Source organism: Rheinheimera sp. (assembly GCF_037442345.1).
GTDB lineage: Bacteria > Pseudomonadota > Gammaproteobacteria > Enterobacterales > Alteromonadaceae > Pararheinheimera.
Genome location: NZ_JBBIQL010000018.1, coordinates 87728 through 104598 on the forward strand (window position 1 = coordinate 87728; position 16871 = coordinate 104598).

Here is a 16871-nt window from a genome sequence, read left to right on the forward strand (position 1 = left end):
AATTTTCAGCCTAACAGGGCCGCCAGTGTGGCACTGACCTGCTCCACCGGCAAAGTCCCATCCAGATGATGGTATTGGGTACGGCCTGCTTCAGCTTCTTTACGGTAATAACCGACCAATGGTTCAGTCTGATCATGATAAATACCCAGACGTTTACGCACTGTCTCTTCTTTATCGTCTTCACGAATCACCAGTTCATCACCGGTCAAATCATCTTTGCCGGCTACTTTAGGTGGGTTGTAACTGATGTGGTAAACACGACCTGATGCAGGGTGAACACGGCGGCCACTCATCCGTTCAACAATGACGTCGTCCGGCACATCAAATTCAATCACATGGTCCACAGCCACACCATTGGCTTTCATCGCATCGGCTTGTGGAATAGTACGGGGGAAACCGTCCAGCAGGAAACCTTTGGCACAATCTGCTTTGGCGATACGCTCTTTCACCAGGCCGATAATTAAATCGTCTGAGACCAGTTGACCGGCATCCATCACCTGCTTGGCTGCCAGGCCCAACTCTGTGCCCTCTTTAATGGCGGCACGTAACATATCGCCGGTAGAAATTTGTGGGATCCCATACTTATTCATCAGGAACTGGGCTTGTGTTCCCTTACCTGCACCTGGGGCACCCAACAAAATTATACGCATACAAAAAACCTCAATTAACCTAGGATAGTTCCATTCGTTACAAGGGCTGAATATTTACATAATGCGCATCATCAGACAAGAAATTTGTCGGCTCATCCTACCTGCTTCAACAGAGTCAAGCAGTCTTTAGTCTTAAGTGATGCAATTATAGATCTGGCTCTGTTCCCTGGCCCTGAGGCGCAAAAACAGACGACAAAGCACGAATTCTGATGGATGTTATTCGACTAAAGTGTAGTTCTCTATAACCAAGTCACTGATCCGGAACGGCCATAAGGCTGAAAGCTGTCTTAAAAGTTTAAAAAACCCTCAACAGCTTTCAGCGACTAGAATAGACAAAGGTTAGCAAACCTCAGGTACGAAACACCAACTGCTGCAGCAGCTGACGCTGCTGCTGTTGTAAACGTCGCTCACCTTCAGCCACCAACACAACCAACGCATCATCCAGCATCATGCCACGGCCAAAATAACGGCCATCATCAAACTCAGGTTCGAACTGCATTTTGCTGTCTTTGGGTACCACAAACACTGTCAGAGGCCCCAGCTCCGTCTGCAGCACCAGATGCAACGACCTCATGCCACGAAAATGGCAGTAATTGGCATACAGCACGGCCCAGCCCTGTGGCTGCATCTGGGCATTAAAGTCAGCGAGTTTGATATTCACATCCTGCAAAGACAACGCCTGCGTCAAATGCTTCACATAAGGCTCTTCATGGTAAACATGGGCCAGTGAGTTCGCCCCCAGGTTTTGCGGGCCATACCACAAGGTGGCCCAGTTCAGGCCCAGCCCCACCAGAAACGCCAGACTGGCAGCCAGAGCTAACCAGCCACGCGAATAGTTTTTCCGTTGAGGCTGGCTTAAGGTCACAGGTAACAACTGCAGTTGCTGCTGTACTTTCAGCGGTACAGTCCGATGCAACGCATTTCTGACCAGCTCATCCTGTTCCAAAACCGACTGATGGAACTGACGCAGCTCAGCATCCTGCCGCAATGCCTGTTGCAGCTGTGCGGTTAAATGATAAGGATCTGCCAGCAGTTGACGGCGTACTTCTAATTCATCCAATTTGCAGCTCCCCCGGCTGCGGTTCCAGCCGTTCTCTTAACTGTTTGCGGGCCCGGAATAAGCGGGTATTGACAGTGTTCAGATTTAAATTCAGCAGCTGTGCAATTTCATCGCCACTGAAACCGCCTATCAGTTGCAGGACCAAAGGCTCACTGTATTGCAGCTCCAGACTTTGCATCATGGCCAGTAACTGCTGCTGTTCATAGTGTTGCTCAGGCCCGGCCTGTTCATCCGGTAACAGCTCCTGCTCAGTCTCTTGGTAATCCAGTTGCCTGCGCTCAAAACGACGGGCATTTTCATGGCGCAAAATAGTAAAGAGCCAGGCTTTGGCTGAGTTTGGCTGTTGCAGGTTATCCAGGCTTTTCCAGGCCCGTAAAAAGGTGTCCTGCAACACATCTGCCGCCGTATCCGGGTTTTTACACAACCAACAGGCATAGCGGTACAAATCCGCCTGATGCAACTGCACAAGCTGCAGATACTGTTGCTCTCTTGTCGTTGCAGGCTGCACGGTTCTTCTCACGTTGCATTTCTCATTCTGCACACTCTGTTTTATGTCTGGCCGAAACTGATTATAGAAAGGGTTCAACAAAGACATGGTTTGTCCCCTGTGCTGTCCAAAAACCGGACAACCAACACACTGTAACCAGAAGACCTTGGGCACAGTGAAAAACTTTCACACAGTTGTACAGTCCGTTTCCTGAGTTTGTGTGATTCAACACAGACCTGGATAAACTGCGTTTGGGATCAAAGGTCCGAAATGAACAGGGCTCTTTAGCCAGCTGCACTGAGTTTAATGAGTTAGATTGTTGAACGGAAACTATCCTGGCACTCATTACCCAACTTCCGGCTTAAATAAATTGTTAACTATTGTAATCAACCATAGAGCTCTTTGGTTGGAGCAGGTAAGTTATTCAGCTTACTGTCACAAGGAGATACACAGATGCTAAAACAATCCGGATGTGTGCTTATTGCTCTGTTACTGGCCGCTTGTCAGCAAACGCCAAAAACTGAACAAGGGGCTGCCACAAATACAACTACAGAAAAAGCTGCTGCAATAAAAACAGCCCAACATGCTGACAACAATAAATTGGTTTGTGAGCAAAGCCGAACCACAGGCTCGTTAATTAAAGGGAAACGCTGCCGGACTAAACAGCGGATCGAAGAAGAACGCAGGGATTCTCAGGAGATGATCGAAGGGATCCGGGCTAACAGTCAGGCCATCGCTATAGACAGGTGATACCGGCACTATTGCAGTGAGAGCAGAACTTTGTTCTGCTCTCACTGCCTGTTTTTACATTCAGGCTTTAGCCAGGCTCAGCAGCAGGCTGTTTAAGCGGCTGACAAAGCTGGCCGGCTGTTTCAGGCTGCCACGTTCAGCCAATAAAGCCTGGTCCAGCAGCACTTCCGCCCATTGTTTAAACTGAACTTCGTCCTGCACATCAGCAATATGTTTTACCAATTGATGGTCTGGGTTCAGTTCAAAAATGGGTTTGACTTCAGGCACTTTCTGACCCACAGATTCCATCAGTTTGATCATCTGTGTGCTCATATCAAATTCATCAGTCACCACACAAGCCGGGCTGTCAGTCAAACGATGGCTGACTTTGACATCTTTCACCTGCTCGCCCAACGCGGCTTTAAAACGCTCAGCAACAGACGCGAATTGTTTTTCCGCTTCTTCCTGAGCTTTTTTGGTTTCTTCGTCATCCAATTTGGATAAATCCAGGCCCCCTTTGGCGACGGAACGCAGTTTCTTGCCGTCAAACTCGGTCAGGTGCTGCATCAGCCACTCGTCAATGCGGTCAGATAACAGCAGCACTTCCAGGCCTTTTTTACGGAATACTTCCAGATGCGGGCTGTGTTTGGCCGCTTCATAGCTGTCAGCCACCAGGAAGAAAATTTCGTCCTGACCTTCTTTCATCCGGCTGACATAGGATTCCAACGACACTTTTTGCTCAGCAGTATCCTCATGGGTGGAGGCGAAACGCAGTAATTTGGCAATGCTTTCTTTATTGGCAAAGTCTTCACCTGGCCCCTCTTTCAGCACCTGACCAAATTCAGCCCAGAAGGTCTGGTATTCTGTCTGATCGTCGGCTTTGGCCATTTTCTCCAGCATTTTCAGCACACGGCTGGTACAGCCTTTGCGCAGGCTTTGAGTCACTTTGGTGTCCTGCAAAATTTCGCGTGACACGTTCAGCGGTAAATCGCTCGAATCCAGCACCCCTTTGATAAAACGCAGGTAACTCGGCATAAATTGTTCAGCGTCATCCATGATAAACACGCGCTGTACATACAACTTCAGGCCATGACGGGCTTCGCGGTTCCACAGATCAAAAGGCGCTTTTTTTGGCACATAGAGCAGTGTCGTATAGTTGGTAGAGCCTTCCACCTTGTTGTGGCTCCAGCTCAAAGGCTCAGTCCAGTCGTGGGAGATATGTTTGTAGAATTCGTTGTATTCGTCGTCGTTGATTTCTGACTTATCACGCATCCAGAGCGCAGTGGCTTTGTTGACTGCTTTCCAGTGCCCTTCGGTTGCCGGTTTTTTTTCGCCATCTTCGCCATCACGCTCAGGTGTGCCTTCCTGCCACATTTCGACCGGAATACTGATATGGTCAGAGTATTTGGTGACAATGGATTCCACCTTCCAGCGGCTTAAAAACTCTGATTCTTCGTCACGTAAATGCAGAATGATGTCGGTGCCGCGGCCTTCTTTGCTGATTGGGCTGATGCTGTATTCACCTTCGCCTGAACTTTCCCATTCAATGGCTGCATCGGCTGGTTGCCCCGCTTTACGGGTGCGGACTGTGACTTTATCAGCCACGATAAAAGCCGAGTAGAACCCCACACCAAACTGACCAATGAGTTTGGAATCTTTGCTCTGATCGCCCGACAGCTGGCTGAAAAACTCTTTGGTGCCGGACTTGGCAATAGTCCCCAGATTGGTGATGACTTCCTCTTGTGTCATACCAATACCGTTGTCACTGATGGTCAGGGTTTTCGCTTGGTCATCCAGGCTGATACGCACCCGCAGCTCGCCATCATTGCCATACAGGCTGCTGTCGGACAGCGCCAGAAAACGTAATTTGTCAGCCGCATCTGAGGCGTTGGAGACCAGTTCACGCAGGAAAATTTCTTTATTGGAATACAGCGAGTGGATCATCAACTGCAGCAGTTGCTTCACTTCAGCCTGAAAGCCATGCGTTTGTTTTTGTACTGTTTCTGTCATTGGCAGCTCCTTACACAAATAAGACATTGAAGGGCAAACGCCCGTTTTAATGAGGTGTGTCAGGATTTGGGGGTAATCCCCATATTTTCAAGAGGGGTATTTGGGCTTTCTTGGTGAAAGGCATGTAACTGCTGCAATAACAGCCAAGGTTAAATTAACGGCTTACGGCCACTGAATGCATGGGATAAGGTAGTCCCATCCACGTATTCCAGTTCCCCACCTACCGGTACCCCATGAGCGATACGCGACACCTGCACCTGGTACTTTTTACACTGTTCAGCAATGTAATAAGCGGTGGCGTCCCCTTCAACAGTAGGGTTGGTTGCCAGAATCACTTCACTGACCCCTCCCTGAGACAATTGCTGCTGCAATTTATCCAGCCCCAATTGTGCCGGCCCTATACCGTCGAGTGGTGACAACTGGCCCTGCAGGACAAAATAGCGGCCTTTAAACTGGCCTGTTTGTTCTATGGCATACTGATCAGCGCTCGATGCCACCACACAAAGACTGGGACTGTCTGAACGGCGTGAGTCAGCACAGATATGGCAAAGTTCAGTCTCACAAAAAGTCCGGCATTTGGCGCATTGACCGACATGCTCCATCGCATTGGCCAGTGCTTTGGACAGCTGCATCGCCCCGGCCCTGTTGCGCTCCAGTAGCTGCAATGCAATACGCTGAGCGGACTTAGGTCCAACACCGGGTAAAATCCGCAGCGAATCAACCAACTGCTGGATAAGCGGACTGAACTTGCTCATCAGCGTTAGAACGGCATTTTAAAACCAGGAGGTAACTGCATACCACCTGTGACAGACGCCATTTTTGCTTTGCTGCTTTCATCGACCCGACGCACCGCGTCATTGATAGCGGCTGCAATTAAATCTTCCAGCATGTCTTTGTCATCCTGCATCAGGCTGTCGTCAATACTGACCCGGCGTACATTGTGATTACCCGCCATCGTGATTTTGACCAGACCAGCACCTGACTCCCCTGTCACTTCCAGATTAGCCAGTTCCTGTTGCGCCTTTTGCATCTTTTCCTGCATGGCTTGCGCCTGCTTCATGATGTTGCCTAAACCGCCACCTTTAAACATAAGTCTGCTCTCTTTATTCAATCAAAGGCCGACACCTTAATGAGTCAGCCGCCAAAACTCAAGGGGCAACTGCTTCGCCCGCATCAGTTCACCACACCAGCATCAGGAAGAGAATCCCCCTTGCAAAGCGGCTGCACTCCCTTAGTTCACCACTATGGTCTCGGGCAAAAGCTCGGCCTGAAACAACTGCTGCAAAGCCCGTACATTCGGGTCTTGCTGCAACAACCCTTCCACATACACCCTGCGTTCCTGCTCGATCCGTTGCTGAATAGCCACAGGACAGGATTCGACCCAATCCTGATACTGGATGCTTAATTCTACGTTTTTACCAAAGGCCTGACTTAAGTACACCGTCAGTTCCTGGCGGAACTTTGCTTTATCAAGATGCGATTGGCTTTGGCAGACTGTCAGTACCGCAGTGTCCTGCTGCCACTCAATGCTGCTATGCAATAAATACAACCGCATCAGCCCGCCCAAAGCCAGGCCATCCACCAGGGCAGCCCACCGGTCGACCTGGGCAGCCAGGCGCACAGAGAAATTCTCAGCGGTAATAACACCGTCAAACTGATAAGCAGGAGCCGCAGGCTCGGCCTGCTGTTGCTGCCAGGCCCAATCAGCGGCCCTTTCCAGTTCAGCTGCACTGAATTCCAGCGGTTCAACATGCTCAGCGTCTTCCTCAGATAGATGAAAGGAGCTGGTTGCAGCCGGGAGTTGCAAGTCTGTATCGTCCCATGGTGGCCCGTCTTCCTGTGCTGGCAAAGCTGTAGGGGCAGGAGCGGCCATTGCAACAGGTGGACGCCCGGCAGCAGCTTGTTCTGCTGTCGCCACGACGACATGGGCTGAAACCGCTGCAGCTGTCACTGTGCGTTGAGGCGCCACTGCCGCCGCAGCGGCATCAGACTTTTTTGCAGCGGTCACCTGCCCAGCACCCGCGTTGTCTGCCTGAGGGCCAAAACCGCGACGGGCCAGTATAGAGGCGGTTGCTGACAGCGCAGCAGGCTCAGCTGCCGCCGGAGCCTGCACAGCGCTGTGTTGCGGTGGCGCTGCACCAGCTGCAGTTTTCGCCTCTGGCTCCACAGCGGGCTGGGCTTTGGCAGGTTCGCTGCTTTGGATAGCGGCTGTTGGCAGATTAAATTTGGCTCTGAGCTTGTCGGCCTGCGACACAGCCGCTTTGGGTTCTGCAGGACCAGCGTCTGCAGGCACAAAAGCCAAAGCACGCAACAGCGCCATTTCCAGACCAATGCGGGGCTCGGGCGCATAGGCCAGCTCTTTTTTGCCGCTAATCAATAACTGGTAATACAATTGCAACACTTCAGGGCTGATGTGCTCAGCCAGCTGCCGGACAAAGTCTGAGCTCTGCGCTGACAGCTCTGCCGCCTGCCAGTTGAACTGGCACAAAGCCGCCAGATGCAGCAGAGCCAGCATATCGTCCAACACGGCGCTGAAGTGACTGTGTTGCTGCTCCAGTTGATCCAGCGTCTGCTGCAACAAAGGCGCATCCCTCTCCAGCAATGCTTTGAGCACCAATTCGGCCCAGCTTTGCTCCAGGTACCCCAACATGTCGCGCACCACAGGTAAACGCACCTGGGCATTGCCCTGTGCTATCGCCTGGTCGGTCAGACTCAGCGAGTCGCGCAGACTGCCTTTGGCTGCGCGGGACAACAGTGCCAGCGCCTCCTCATCATAAGGCAGGCCTTCTTGGGTCAGCACATAAGCCAGATGCTGTTTAATCTGCTCTGGGCTCAGCGCTTTTAAACTGAACTGCAGACAACGGGATAACACAGTCACCGGCAGTTTTTGCGGATCTGTGGTCGCCAGTAAAAACTTCACATGCGGCGGTGGCTCTTCCAGCGTCTTCAGCAATGCATTAAAACTGTGCCTGGACAGCATATGCACTTCGTCGATCAGGTACACCTTATAGCGGCCGCGGCTGGGTGCGTACTGCACATTGTCGAGTAAATCACGGGTGTCTTCGACTTTGGTGCGCGAAGCGGCGTCTATTTCCAGCAGATCCACATAAAAACCCTGTTCAATTTCCAAACAGGTGGAACACTGGCCACAAGGAGTGGCCGTAATGCCGGTTTCGCAGTTCAGACTTTTGGCAAAAATTCGGGCTATAGTGGTTTTACCGACGCCCCGGGTGCCGGTAAAAAGGTAAGCATGATGCAGTCTGTTGTTAGTCAGCGCATTACCAAGCGCGGCTTTGACATGGTCCTGCCCTACCAGCTCGGAGAATTGCTGTGGCCGCCATTTTCGTGCCAGTACCTGATAACTCATGCCACCTGCCTTGTTTTTAATCGCCGGCAAACTCCACCAGCGTAAATACCGGAATATCTAAAGCTTCTAACTTGGCTTGTCCACCTAAGTCAGGCAAATTAACGACAAAAGCCGCCGCCTGCACTGTGCCACCTAAACGCTGGACCAGGCTGGATGTTGCAGCAATAGTACCACCAGTTGCCAATAAGTCATCTACTAACAACACTTTATCGCCGCTCTGAATCGCATCAATATGGATTTCCAGCTTGTCATCGCCGTATTCCAGCGAATAGGCCTGGCCAATACGTTCACGCGGCAGTTTATTCGGTTTGCGTACCGGCACAAAAGGCAGGCCCATCGCATAAGCCAGTGGAGCGCCGAAAATAAAACCACGGGATTCAGTGCCAACAATTTTCGTGATGCCCTGCCCCTGATATTGAGCTTTAAACGCATCAATCACTTTGGCAAAAGCGTCCGCGTCCAGCATTAAACTGGTGACATCGCGGAACATGATGCCTGGTTTCGGATAATCAGGAACGGCTTTAATAACTTGTGTCAGCAAAGCTGACAAGGCTTGTGAAGACATGCGTCACTCCTTAATTTGCGCAGATAAAAAAACCGCCTGCAGGCGGTTTTCTCTCACCAGACTAGGTTTAGCTGGCAATGTTTAACCAGGTCAAGATCGGAGCCAGGCACAGCAGCGCAACGAAAACTGCGACAAGACCCAGTAACTGGCCAACACCAAAAGACTCTTTAAAATTTTCGTCTGCCATTTGTTTGACTCACAGAACATTAAAGGCCGTCATGGTAATGAATTTCAGCCCGGTTGAAAAGTCTGCACCACGGCTTTTGCCGCAAAATCCAACAATAACTGGCGTGCCCCGCTTTCTATCTGCTGTTTTTCCAATGCTGGCAAATACTGCTGCAGCTGTGCAGTCAGTTCGGTAAAACTTAAACCGGGCTGAGACTGAAGCAATTGCAATAACAAAGCACTTAACGAATTCAGTTCAACAAACTGAACTTCATCGTCGTTGTCACGGTACAACAGCAAAAATGTCGGTTTGGTTTCTGTGGGTTGAAAGTCTGTGCAGACTTGATGCACAGGGTAATGGTAGGCCTGCACTTCTGCCAGTTCGGACAAGGCCAACAACGCATCCAAAGTGTCACAGGGTCTGTTGGTGCTGCTGGTTTTGCGCGTCGCTACATCCAGCTCCAGCCATTCATAATGGGCCAGCTCCAATAAAAATACCGGTTCAGGTTCAGCCTGGCTTTGCTGCAAAAACTGCAAAAATTGCCCGGCAATATGCAGGAAATAAGGACTGGAACAACGGAAGCCTGCAAAAAACTGGCGTTTCAACTGCAACCAGCGTTCCACGTCAAGCAAGGATTTCAGCACAGGGTAAGCACTGTCGATAAAACCACTGACATTGTTAAACAGCAGCTCCTGATACACCGCCAGACGCTCATCCGGCACTGGCGGTTTCATGGCGGACGCATCACGTAAATAACCGACAAACTGCTGTTGCACCTGCTTAAACTGCATACGCCAGTCCCTGTCGTTGTGCGACCGTCCGCCGGATGATCTGCAATTCCCGTTTTAAGTCGTCCAAGCCAGGAATATTAAAATCGCGTTCCAGTAACGTCGGAAAGACGCCATGCATTTGATACGCTTCGGCCAATAATTGCCAGACCGGATCAGCTACCTCTGTACCATGGGTATCAATCAACAAGCTTTCGCTTTGGCGGTAATGGCCGGCTACATGACCGTAGCGGATACGCTGACCAGGTAAAGCGGCCAAAAACTCCGACGCGTTATACCCATGATTCACAGAGTTCACGTAAATATTGTTTACATCGAGCAATAAATCACAATCCGCCAGTTCCAGCACGGCCTTGGTAAAATCCAGCTCCGTCATCTGCTGGCCAGGCGCCGCATAATAGGAAACATTTTCAATGGCAATGCGCATTTCCAGCAGATCCTGCACCTGGCGGATCCGCTCTGCGACATAACGCGCCGCTTCTTCGGTAAAAGGAATAGGTAACAAATCGTACAGATGGCCATCCAACGAACAATAACTCAAGTGCTCGCTGTACACTGTGATTTGATGCTCGGCAAAAAACTGTTTCAGTTGCTTTAAGAAGGCAACATCCAATGGATCCGGGCTGCCAAGGGATAAAGACAAACCATGGCAGATCACAGGGTATTGTTCAGTCAGGGCGCGAAATTTTTTCTGATAAGCGCCGCCATAAGGCAACCAGTTCTCCGGTGCCACTTCAAAAAAATCAATGGCAGGCTGTGGTTGCTGAATCACTTCATCAGCAAAATCCCGCCTTAAGCCCAAACCCACTGCTGTACCGGTCAACATTGGCTGCATTCCTCGAAAAACGGCTGACCTGAGCTCAGGTCAGCCGACAGCACTCAGGCAGCACCACCGCATTTGCCTTCGCCACATTTACCTTCTTTATCTTTTTTGGCTTTGTCTTTGGCGTCTTTTTTATCTTCGCCACATTTGCCTTCACCACACTTGCCTTCTTTGTCTTTTTTCGCTTTGTCTTCACCGCATTTGGCTTCTTTGCTCTTATCCGCGCCACAGGACGCTTCGGCAGAGGCCAGCTGGTAACCAGCCTGCAGCTGCTCGGCACTGAACGGATTGGCCTGGGTGGCCAGGCTGACCGCAGATAAAGAACCTAAAACCAATGCACTGATGGCGACTTTTGACGATGTGGATTTCATAATGGTGTTCCTCTGGTTTGCATTAAGTTGCCTCTGATAGACAGCTCAACCTTAGAAAATATTTCAGGCTTGCACAATTTATTTGATTTATATCAGGGGGCGCACTTCGGATTCGTTTTACTCTGCACCTTCTCACTGGAGGGCATATGATTCAGACAGTCCACGCACAATGCCAACAAAAATTGCAGCAGGAACTGACAGAGCTACAAGGAGTGATGATCCAACTCCTGCTGCAGGAACAGCGGGCTGCCGAACGCTCGTTAGCAGAAAAACTGCAGAGTTACGCCATTTTTGACTGGCCAGATCTGCTGAATAACAATTGCCCCTGGTGCATAGCCCAGCAACTTGAACGGCTAAACGCCGTGCTCGCAGCTCTCAGCCAGCTCGAACTGAATTTGTATGGCATTTGCTCTGACTGTGAATGCGTCATTGAACCAGAAGCACTGCAGCTGGACCCTGCAGCCCAGCGCTGTAATAAATGTAAGACCCATGCCAACAGAGCGTACTAACCAAGTAAGCCGCGGTAAAAACCAGACTTTTCTGCCAGGGCGTATTGGGCTAGAGTAGGGCAAATTCAGTTTTACAGACACCTCATGCAAAACATAGTTTCCGAGTTAACACCACTGGTGGCCACAGGCCAGTATAAACAAGCCACTGTTGAGCTTCAGCAGTACCTTGAGCAACACCCGACAGACCATGAAGCCTGGTTGCAGCTGGCCGAATGGGCCGGATTAGCGGGTCTGGCTGAATTGCAGCAACAGGCTCAAAGGCAATACGAGCTGGTTGCTTATTTTAATCATCGCCTGTACCTGGCCAGCCAGGCGTTGCAACAACGCCAATTCCAGCACTGCAGGGAGATACTGGACTCCATGCTGAGTGATGTACCCGGAGAATTCCGCGCCCTGGCACTTTATGCGGAGCTCGCCATGGCCTGTGGCGATTACGAAACTGCCACTGAGATATTTGAAACGCTGCATCGGCACAACTTTGCCAATACCAAGACCAAGCATCGGGCCATTCAGCACATGGCCAAAGTGAAACAATTTAATAAAGCCATTGATATAGGCAAAGATATTCCGCTTCCGCAACTACTGGAAGCTCCCGATACCGCATTGGCTATGGCGCAATCCTATCTGAAGACGGCCCAGATTGACCAGGCGGAGCGGATCTATATGCAATTGCAACAGGATCCACGACTAAGACACTTTGTATTGCATCTGCTGGGGCATCTGAAAACCTTTGCCGGTGACGCAGAAGCGGCTGCCAATTATTACCAGCAGGCCCTGGCTGTTCATGAAGATAAAACGGAAAGTTACTGGCACTTAGCCAACCTGAAAACCTATCGCTTTAATGAGCAACAATCTGAACGGATGCTGCAACTGTTGCAAAGCCCTCTGGCGCCGCAGGAAAAAATGTATTTACTTTTTGCTCTGGCCAAGATGAAAGAGCAGAAAAAACAGTTTGCTGAAGCCTGTGATTATTATCAGCAGGCCAATCGGCTGCGATACAAAGCGGGTAATAACGTCAGGGTTCATGATTCAAAGCAATTAAGAACATTTTTCAGTCAGCAGCAATTTTCTGACAGAAGCACAGCTCCCAGCGGCTTGATTTTTATTCTGGGTATGCCGAGAACAGGCTCCACTCTGTTGGAGCAAATGCTGGCATCACACCCAGAAATCGATGCCTCCCATGAAATTTCAGAAATAAGCAGCATAGCCCGGTTGCTTGAATCCAGAAAACAGGACAGCAGTCCCTATGGTCTGGCGCAGCTCAGCGACGCAGAGCGCCACAAACTGGCCCAACGCTATCTGGATTATGTCGCCCCGCTCAGGCAACAAGGGCGCTACCTGATCGATAAACTGCCGGCAAACTGCAACCATATTGGTCTGATTAAAACCTTGTTTCCAGATGCCAAAATTATCGAAACCACCCGGGACCCGATCGCGACGGGCTGGAGCCTGTATCGTCACGTATTTGCCGAGGGCCACCTCTATGCCAATGACCTGGAGGAAATAGGCCAGTATTACCTGAACTATGAACAGATGATGCAGTTTTGGCGCCACCAGTTGGGCCCACAACTCTTGACCATCGCTTACGAAGACTTACTGCAGGCTCCGGAACAGCATTTACTTCAGATAACACAGTATCTGGAACTGGATTATCACCCGGATTGTCTGCAATTCCACCAGACGCAACGTTCAATCCAGACGCCAAGCGCCATGCAGGTCAGGCAACCTCTGTATAAAACTGCGATGACCGACTGGCAGCAGGTCAGTGAATTCCTGGCTCCTTTAATTAAGAAGGTAGAATCCGGCCAGCCCACAGCTCTGAGCTGAACTTGTGAGCAGCACCGTCATTCATCCGTCACGACGGTGCTTAAACGGAACTGAAAAGCATGCAAACTGACGTTTACCAGGCAGCTGTAGCCGCGCTGCAACGCAATAATCCCGAGCTGGCGCTGCAGCATCTGGCCGACACAGGGTTTCAGCGTCCAGAGCACTGGTTACTCAAAGCACAGATTCTTTTTCAGCAACATCAGTCCGCCGAAGCAATAGCAGTGCTGCAGCAGGGCTTGTTGAAGTTTCCGGCTGCATCCCAAATTCGCAGCACCTTGGCCCAGTTGTTCAGCCGTCAAAAAAACTATCAGGCGATTATCGACTTGTTTGAACATCAGCAAAGCGTACCTGACGCACAGGCGGTGGCAGCCCTTTTTGATGCCTTGTTGCAACTGAAATACTACAAGAGGGCAAGCAAGCTCAGTCGACAGTTAAAGGGACGTCAGGACAAAACGCTGCTGTGGCTGCAAGTGAAACTGCTGTTGGAAACCCAACAGCTGGCTTTGGGCATCCAACTGCTGCAACAGGCATTGCAACTCTACCCTGGCGATTTGCATTTTCGCCATAGTCTGGCGAATGCATTCAAGGATACAGGCCGGGTCGCGGATGCGCTTCCGCTGTTTTTGGCTCTGCAACGGGATTTTCCTCAGCATGTGGAGATCTGCTACAGCATTGCCTGTACCTATTATGAACTGCAGCAGGCCGACCTCTGTGAGCAGTGGTTAAAACATACACTGGAGCTTGCCCCTAACTATGTACCGGCCCACGAGAGCCTGAACAAACTGTATTGGGGGCAAGGAAAAACCGAAGCACTGCATTCTTCTTATCAGTTGGTGATGCAACGGTATCAGCCGCATCCGGACCTACAAGCGTCACTGATCAGCCAGTTGCTGCGCAGCGGTCAGTCTGAGCAGGCTGCAGATACAGCAGATCAGGCTCTCAGAGCCCATCCCGCAGAAGCCCGCTTTCATCATCTCAAGGCCGTATCGCTCTCCTACCTTGACCTGGACGAACAGGCTTTTCCTTTTTATCTGCAGGCTGCCGCTATGGCACCAGATTCAGCACGGTACCAGATTGACCTGGCCAATCATTACCTGAAGCAGGCTGATTATCAAAAGGCAGACCAGCATCTGCAAGCTGCATTGCCACAGAATCCCGACAATCAGGAGCTATGGGCTTATCTTGGGCTGGTTTGGCGGCTGGCTGGGGACGAGCGCCATATGTGGCTGAATAACTATGACCACTTGCTCCGGGTGATGGAATTACCCGTACCAGCCGGTTTTAGCCGAAAAGAAGACTTTTTGTTTGAACTGACACAGTACATACGCAGTTTACATCAGCACCAGAAGCGCCAGCCTCTGGATCAAAGTGTCCGCGCAGGCACCCAAAGTGAAGGGCATTTTTTAGCCAGCCCGCACCCTCTGGTACAGGCGTTTCGGCGCAGTGTGGAACACTGTATTCAAACGTATCTGGCAGCCTTACCAAAGGATCCGAAGCACCCCACCTGCAGACGCAACAACGGCAGCTACCTGCTGAACGGCAGTTGGTCGGTGCAGCTGGGCCGGGGCGGCTTTCACAGCAATCATGTCCATCCTGCGGGCTGGTTATCGGCGCCAAGCTATATCGAGGTTCCCGCCTGTATGTCAGCAGCCGATCCAACGAAATCCGGCTGGCTGAAACTGGGTGAAACCTGCCTGGGTTTAGGTGACAGGGAAGAAATAGCCCGGGAAATTTGTCCGCAGGCCGGGCAAATCATTCTGTTTCCCAGCTTTTTCTGGCACGGCACTTATCCGCTGTTAAGCGCTGAGCCACGCAGCACTATTCCCTGTGATCTGCAGCCAGTGAACTGAGAAGCTGGCAGTAGACAGGAAACATGCCGCTTTGCAGTATATCCTCCTGATAATTCAGATAACGCCCCGACGAATGCTGATACAAGGGGCGTCTGACCTGAGACACACTGGCTGTTTTCACCGCATGTTTCTGCAAATAAAAGTGTTCCGCTTCATCGTTATAGCTCAAACCAAGAAAATCAAACAAAGCTGTCAGCACCCGCTCCGGCTGTTGAACCAGTTCATCATAATCCAGCGCAAAAATGCGCCCCGGGTACATGTGCTGCCAATGCTGCATCAGTGCCTGTTGCTGGTGTTCATAATGCACAATGGAATCCAGGCTGGTCGCATAACTCATACCGGGCCCCAATCGGTGAAAGTACACTGACAATGCATTATCAGCCAGCTGGCGTCGGGTCCAAATGACTTTGGCGGCAGGAAAATGCTGAAAAACCACATCCAGGTACAGGAAGTTTTCTGGCCTTTTATCGGTAAAATACTGCCGGCCATGCAGAATGGGCTCAACCTGCTTCAGGTATTCCTTTAGAAACTCCGGCTCTGCCGCCCTTTTCAGCAAAGCCTGGGGCTGCCCAATCAGGGGAAACAGCTGCCGGTGCAAAAATTCCAGCTCACCGCCACAAGCCACTTGCCCGCTGGCCGCCAGAATTTGTTCTGCCAGTGTCGAACCCGAACGAAACATGCCACAGATATAGATGGGGGTTAACGAAGAGGTCTGGATTTGCGGATTTTGTGTGAATTGACGCTGCCGGCACAATGCCATCAGTTGCTGCGTTTGCTCAGGCCGATACGCAGGCAAAAACTGCCGGTCACGTTGATTGGCTTGCTGATAGTACTGCCAGGCTTGAGAATACAAACCCAGCCGGTCATAACAGAGCCCCAGTGCATAACACAGATCCACCTGTGCAAAGTTGGCTGGCGCTGATAGCAAGAGTTCAAACTGAGGTTGATGGTGTTGCAAATCCTCAACAGAAGGTTTGGCCAGTTCCAGCCAGCGGGCCCAACTGGTCGCATCGTCAGTTTTGCTGTGGCAAGCCGCCTGAAAACAGGCTGTCGCCTGACTCAGGTCGCCTAGCTGCTCGTACAGATGACCCAGATTAAATAACGCAGCATGGTAACCAGGCCGAATGTCCAGCAGTTGATGCAATAAAGCCACCGCCTGTTCTTCCTGTCTGAGCAATTCGGAACAAATCAACGCCTGCTGGAACAGAAATTCGCTGTGCTCTGCCGTGAGCGCATACCAGTGTTTTAACGCGTCCAGCGCCAGTTCTGCATTTCTGTTTTGTCTGGCGGCAACAGCCAGTTGAAACCAGCCGTTGGGGTCGGCCGACCGCTGATGGACAAATTCCTGCCACAGATCCTGGTTTTTCTGCAGCTGATAGTCCAACAGATAAAACTGCGACAATGAAAAGTAATAATCTGTTTTTTCGGGAAATTCATTCACTAAACACTCTGCATAAGCAATGGCCTGCAGCAGATTATTCTGCTCAACAGATAGCCTGACCAATAGACGTAAAGCCGCATGGCGTTCGGTGGGCTTTGTTAATGCTTGGGTTAACAACAACTGGGCTGAAGCCATATCATTGGCTTTTAATGCGGTCAACGCTTGCTCCAGCATGAATTATCCTTCGTTTATGAATCAACAATCTGGAAGCCTGAGCTGCCAGGATAA

16 protein-coding genes are annotated in these 16871 nt (G+C 50.8%); 4 read left to right on the top strand and 12 right to left on the bottom strand.

Annotated features, from left to right (window positions below; all coding sequences use genetic code 11):
- Positions 1–5: 5 nt before the first annotated feature.
- The 3 genes from adk to WKJ04_RS12555 form a co-directional block, all read right to left on the bottom strand.
- Positions 6–650 carry an adenylate kinase gene (adk, locus tag WKJ04_RS12545; protein WP_337841213.1) on the bottom strand — a complete coding sequence of 215 codons (645 nt, stop codon included), beginning with the start codon at positions 648–650 and terminating at the stop codon, positions 6–8.
- Positions 651–999: 349 nt separating this feature from the next.
- Positions 1000–1710, bottom strand: a complete 711-nt coding sequence (locus tag WKJ04_RS12550; protein WP_337880716.1) for a DUF3379 family protein — start codon at positions 1708–1710, stop codon at positions 1000–1002.
- A complete protein-coding gene (locus WKJ04_RS12555) occupies positions 1703–2230 on the bottom strand; it encodes a sigma-70 family RNA polymerase sigma factor (RefSeq protein ID WP_337880717.1) in 528 nt (175 codons plus the stop codon). The genes WKJ04_RS12550 and WKJ04_RS12555 overlap by 8 nt, the downstream gene beginning before the upstream one ends.
- Positions 2231–2650: 420 nt before the next feature.
- Between WKJ04_RS12555 and WKJ04_RS12560 the strand changes: the two genes are divergently transcribed.
- Positions 2651–2947 carry a hypothetical protein gene (locus WKJ04_RS12560; RefSeq protein ID WP_337880718.1) on the top strand — a complete coding sequence of 99 codons (297 nt, stop codon included), beginning with the start codon at positions 2651–2653 and terminating at the stop codon, positions 2945–2947.
- Positions 2948–3007: 60 nt separating this feature from the next.
- Here the strand turns inward: WKJ04_RS12560 and htpG are convergent, their stop codons facing one another.
- From htpG to WKJ04_RS12600, 8 genes are all read right to left on the bottom strand, one after another.
- Entirely contained in the window at positions 3008–4936 is a 1929-nt protein-coding gene (gene htpG / locus WKJ04_RS12565) for a molecular chaperone HtpG (protein WP_337880719.1), read from the bottom strand.
- Positions 4937–5085: 149 nt separating this feature from the next.
- Entirely contained in the window at positions 5086–5691 is a 606-nt protein-coding gene (gene recR / locus WKJ04_RS12570; RefSeq protein WP_337880720.1) for a recombination mediator RecR, read from the bottom strand.
- Between the two features lie 5 nt (positions 5692–5696).
- Entirely contained in the window at positions 5697–6026 is a 330-nt protein-coding gene (locus WKJ04_RS12575; protein WP_337841219.1) for a YbaB/EbfC family nucleoid-associated protein, read from the bottom strand.
- Positions 6027–6167: 141 nt separating this feature from the next.
- The gene (gene dnaX / locus WKJ04_RS12580; RefSeq protein ID WP_337880721.1) at positions 6168–8303 is read right to left on the bottom strand and encodes a DNA polymerase III subunit gamma/tau; all 2136 of its coding nucleotides are present in this window, start codon (positions 8301–8303) and stop codon (positions 6168–6170) included.
- Between the two features lie 16 nt (positions 8304–8319).
- On the bottom strand, positions 8320–8868 hold the full coding sequence (apt, locus tag WKJ04_RS12585; RefSeq protein ID WP_337880722.1) for an adenine phosphoribosyltransferase: 549 nt from the start codon (positions 8866–8868) through the stop codon (positions 8320–8322).
- Between the two features lie 231 nt (positions 8869–9099).
- On the bottom strand, positions 9100–9825 hold the full coding sequence (locus tag WKJ04_RS12590; RefSeq protein ID WP_337880723.1) for a putative DNA-binding domain-containing protein: 726 nt from the start codon (positions 9823–9825) through the stop codon (positions 9100–9102).
- Positions 9815–10648, bottom strand: a complete 834-nt coding sequence (locus WKJ04_RS12595) for a DUF692 domain-containing protein (RefSeq protein ID WP_337880724.1) — start codon at positions 10646–10648, stop codon at positions 9815–9817. The genes WKJ04_RS12590 and WKJ04_RS12595 overlap by 11 nt, the downstream gene beginning before the upstream one ends.
- Before the next feature lie 53 nt (positions 10649–10701).
- Positions 10702–11016, bottom strand: a complete 315-nt coding sequence (locus WKJ04_RS12600; RefSeq protein WP_337880725.1) for a hypothetical protein — start codon at positions 11014–11016, stop codon at positions 10702–10704.
- 146 nt (positions 11017–11162) lie between these two features.
- On the opposite strand from WKJ04_RS12600, the gene WKJ04_RS12605 reads away from it, so the two are divergent.
- From WKJ04_RS12605 to WKJ04_RS12615, 3 genes are all read left to right on the top strand, one after another.
- The gene (locus WKJ04_RS12605; RefSeq protein ID WP_337880726.1) at positions 11163–11525 is read left to right on the top strand and encodes a hypothetical protein; all 363 of its coding nucleotides are present in this window, start codon (positions 11163–11165) and stop codon (positions 11523–11525) included.
- Positions 11526–11609: 84 nt separating this feature from the next.
- A complete protein-coding gene (locus WKJ04_RS12610; RefSeq protein WP_337880727.1) occupies positions 11610–13352 on the top strand; it encodes a sulfotransferase in 1743 nt (580 codons plus the stop codon).
- A gap of 59 nt (positions 13353–13411) precedes the next feature.
- Positions 13412–15202, top strand: coding sequence for a tetratricopeptide repeat protein (locus tag WKJ04_RS12615; RefSeq protein WP_337880728.1), 1791 nt, complete (start codon positions 13412–13414; stop codon positions 15200–15202).
- On the opposite strand, the gene WKJ04_RS12620 is transcribed toward WKJ04_RS12615, so the two are convergent.
- Positions 15171–16817: a sulfotransferase gene (locus WKJ04_RS12620; RefSeq protein WP_337880729.1), complete on the bottom strand. Its 1647-nt coding sequence runs from the start codon at positions 16815–16817 to the stop codon at positions 15171–15173. The two genes, WKJ04_RS12615 and WKJ04_RS12620, sit on opposite strands and share 32 nt — an antisense overlap.
- Between the last annotated feature and the right edge of the window lie 54 nt (positions 16818–16871).

What these genes read in the sequence shown, in the direction of transcription:
- WKJ04_RS12595 (WP_337880724.1), bottom strand. Translation starts at nt 10,648, where the DNA reads ATGTTGACCGGTACAGCAGTGGGTTTGGGCTTAAGGCGGGATTTTGCT.
- dnaX (WP_337880721.1), bottom strand. Translation starts at nt 8,303, where the DNA reads ATGAGTTATCAGGTACTGGCACGAAAATGGCGGCCACAGCAATTCTCC.
- recR (WP_337880720.1), bottom strand. Translation starts at nt 5,691, where the DNA reads ATGAGCAAGTTCAGTCCGCTTATCCAGCAGTTGGTTGATTCGCTGCGG.
- WKJ04_RS12605 (WP_337880726.1), top strand. Translation starts at nt 11,163, where the DNA reads ATGATTCAGACAGTCCACGCACAATGCCAACAAAAATTGCAGCAGGAA.
- WKJ04_RS12620 (WP_337880729.1), bottom strand. Translation starts at nt 16,817, where the DNA reads ATGCTGGAGCAAGCGTTGACCGCATTAAAAGCCAATGATATGGCTTCA.
- WKJ04_RS12575 (WP_337841219.1), bottom strand. Translation starts at nt 6,026, where the DNA reads ATGTTTAAAGGTGGCGGTTTAGGCAACATCATGAAGCAGGCGCAAGCC.
- apt (WP_337880722.1), bottom strand. Translation starts at nt 8,868, where the DNA reads ATGTCTTCACAAGCCTTGTCAGCTTTGCTGACACAAGTTATTAAAGCC.
- WKJ04_RS12600 (WP_337880725.1), bottom strand. Translation starts at nt 11,016, where the DNA reads ATGAAATCCACATCGTCAAAAGTCGCCATCAGTGCATTGGTTTTAGGT.
- WKJ04_RS12590 (WP_337880723.1), bottom strand. Translation starts at nt 9,825, where the DNA reads ATGCAGTTTAAGCAGGTGCAACAGCAGTTTGTCGGTTATTTACGTGAT.
- htpG (WP_337880719.1), bottom strand. Translation starts at nt 4,936, where the DNA reads ATGACAGAAACAGTACAAAAACAAACGCATGGCTTTCAGGCTGAAGTG.
- WKJ04_RS12615 (WP_337880728.1), top strand. Translation starts at nt 13,412, where the DNA reads ATGCAAACTGACGTTTACCAGGCAGCTGTAGCCGCGCTGCAACGCAAT.
- WKJ04_RS12560 (WP_337880718.1), top strand. Translation starts at nt 2,651, where the DNA reads ATGCTAAAACAATCCGGATGTGTGCTTATTGCTCTGTTACTGGCCGCT.
- adk (WP_337841213.1), bottom strand. Translation starts at nt 650, where the DNA reads ATGCGTATAATTTTGTTGGGTGCCCCAGGTGCAGGTAAGGGAACACAA.
- WKJ04_RS12610 (WP_337880727.1), top strand. Translation starts at nt 11,610, where the DNA reads ATGCAAAACATAGTTTCCGAGTTAACACCACTGGTGGCCACAGGCCAG.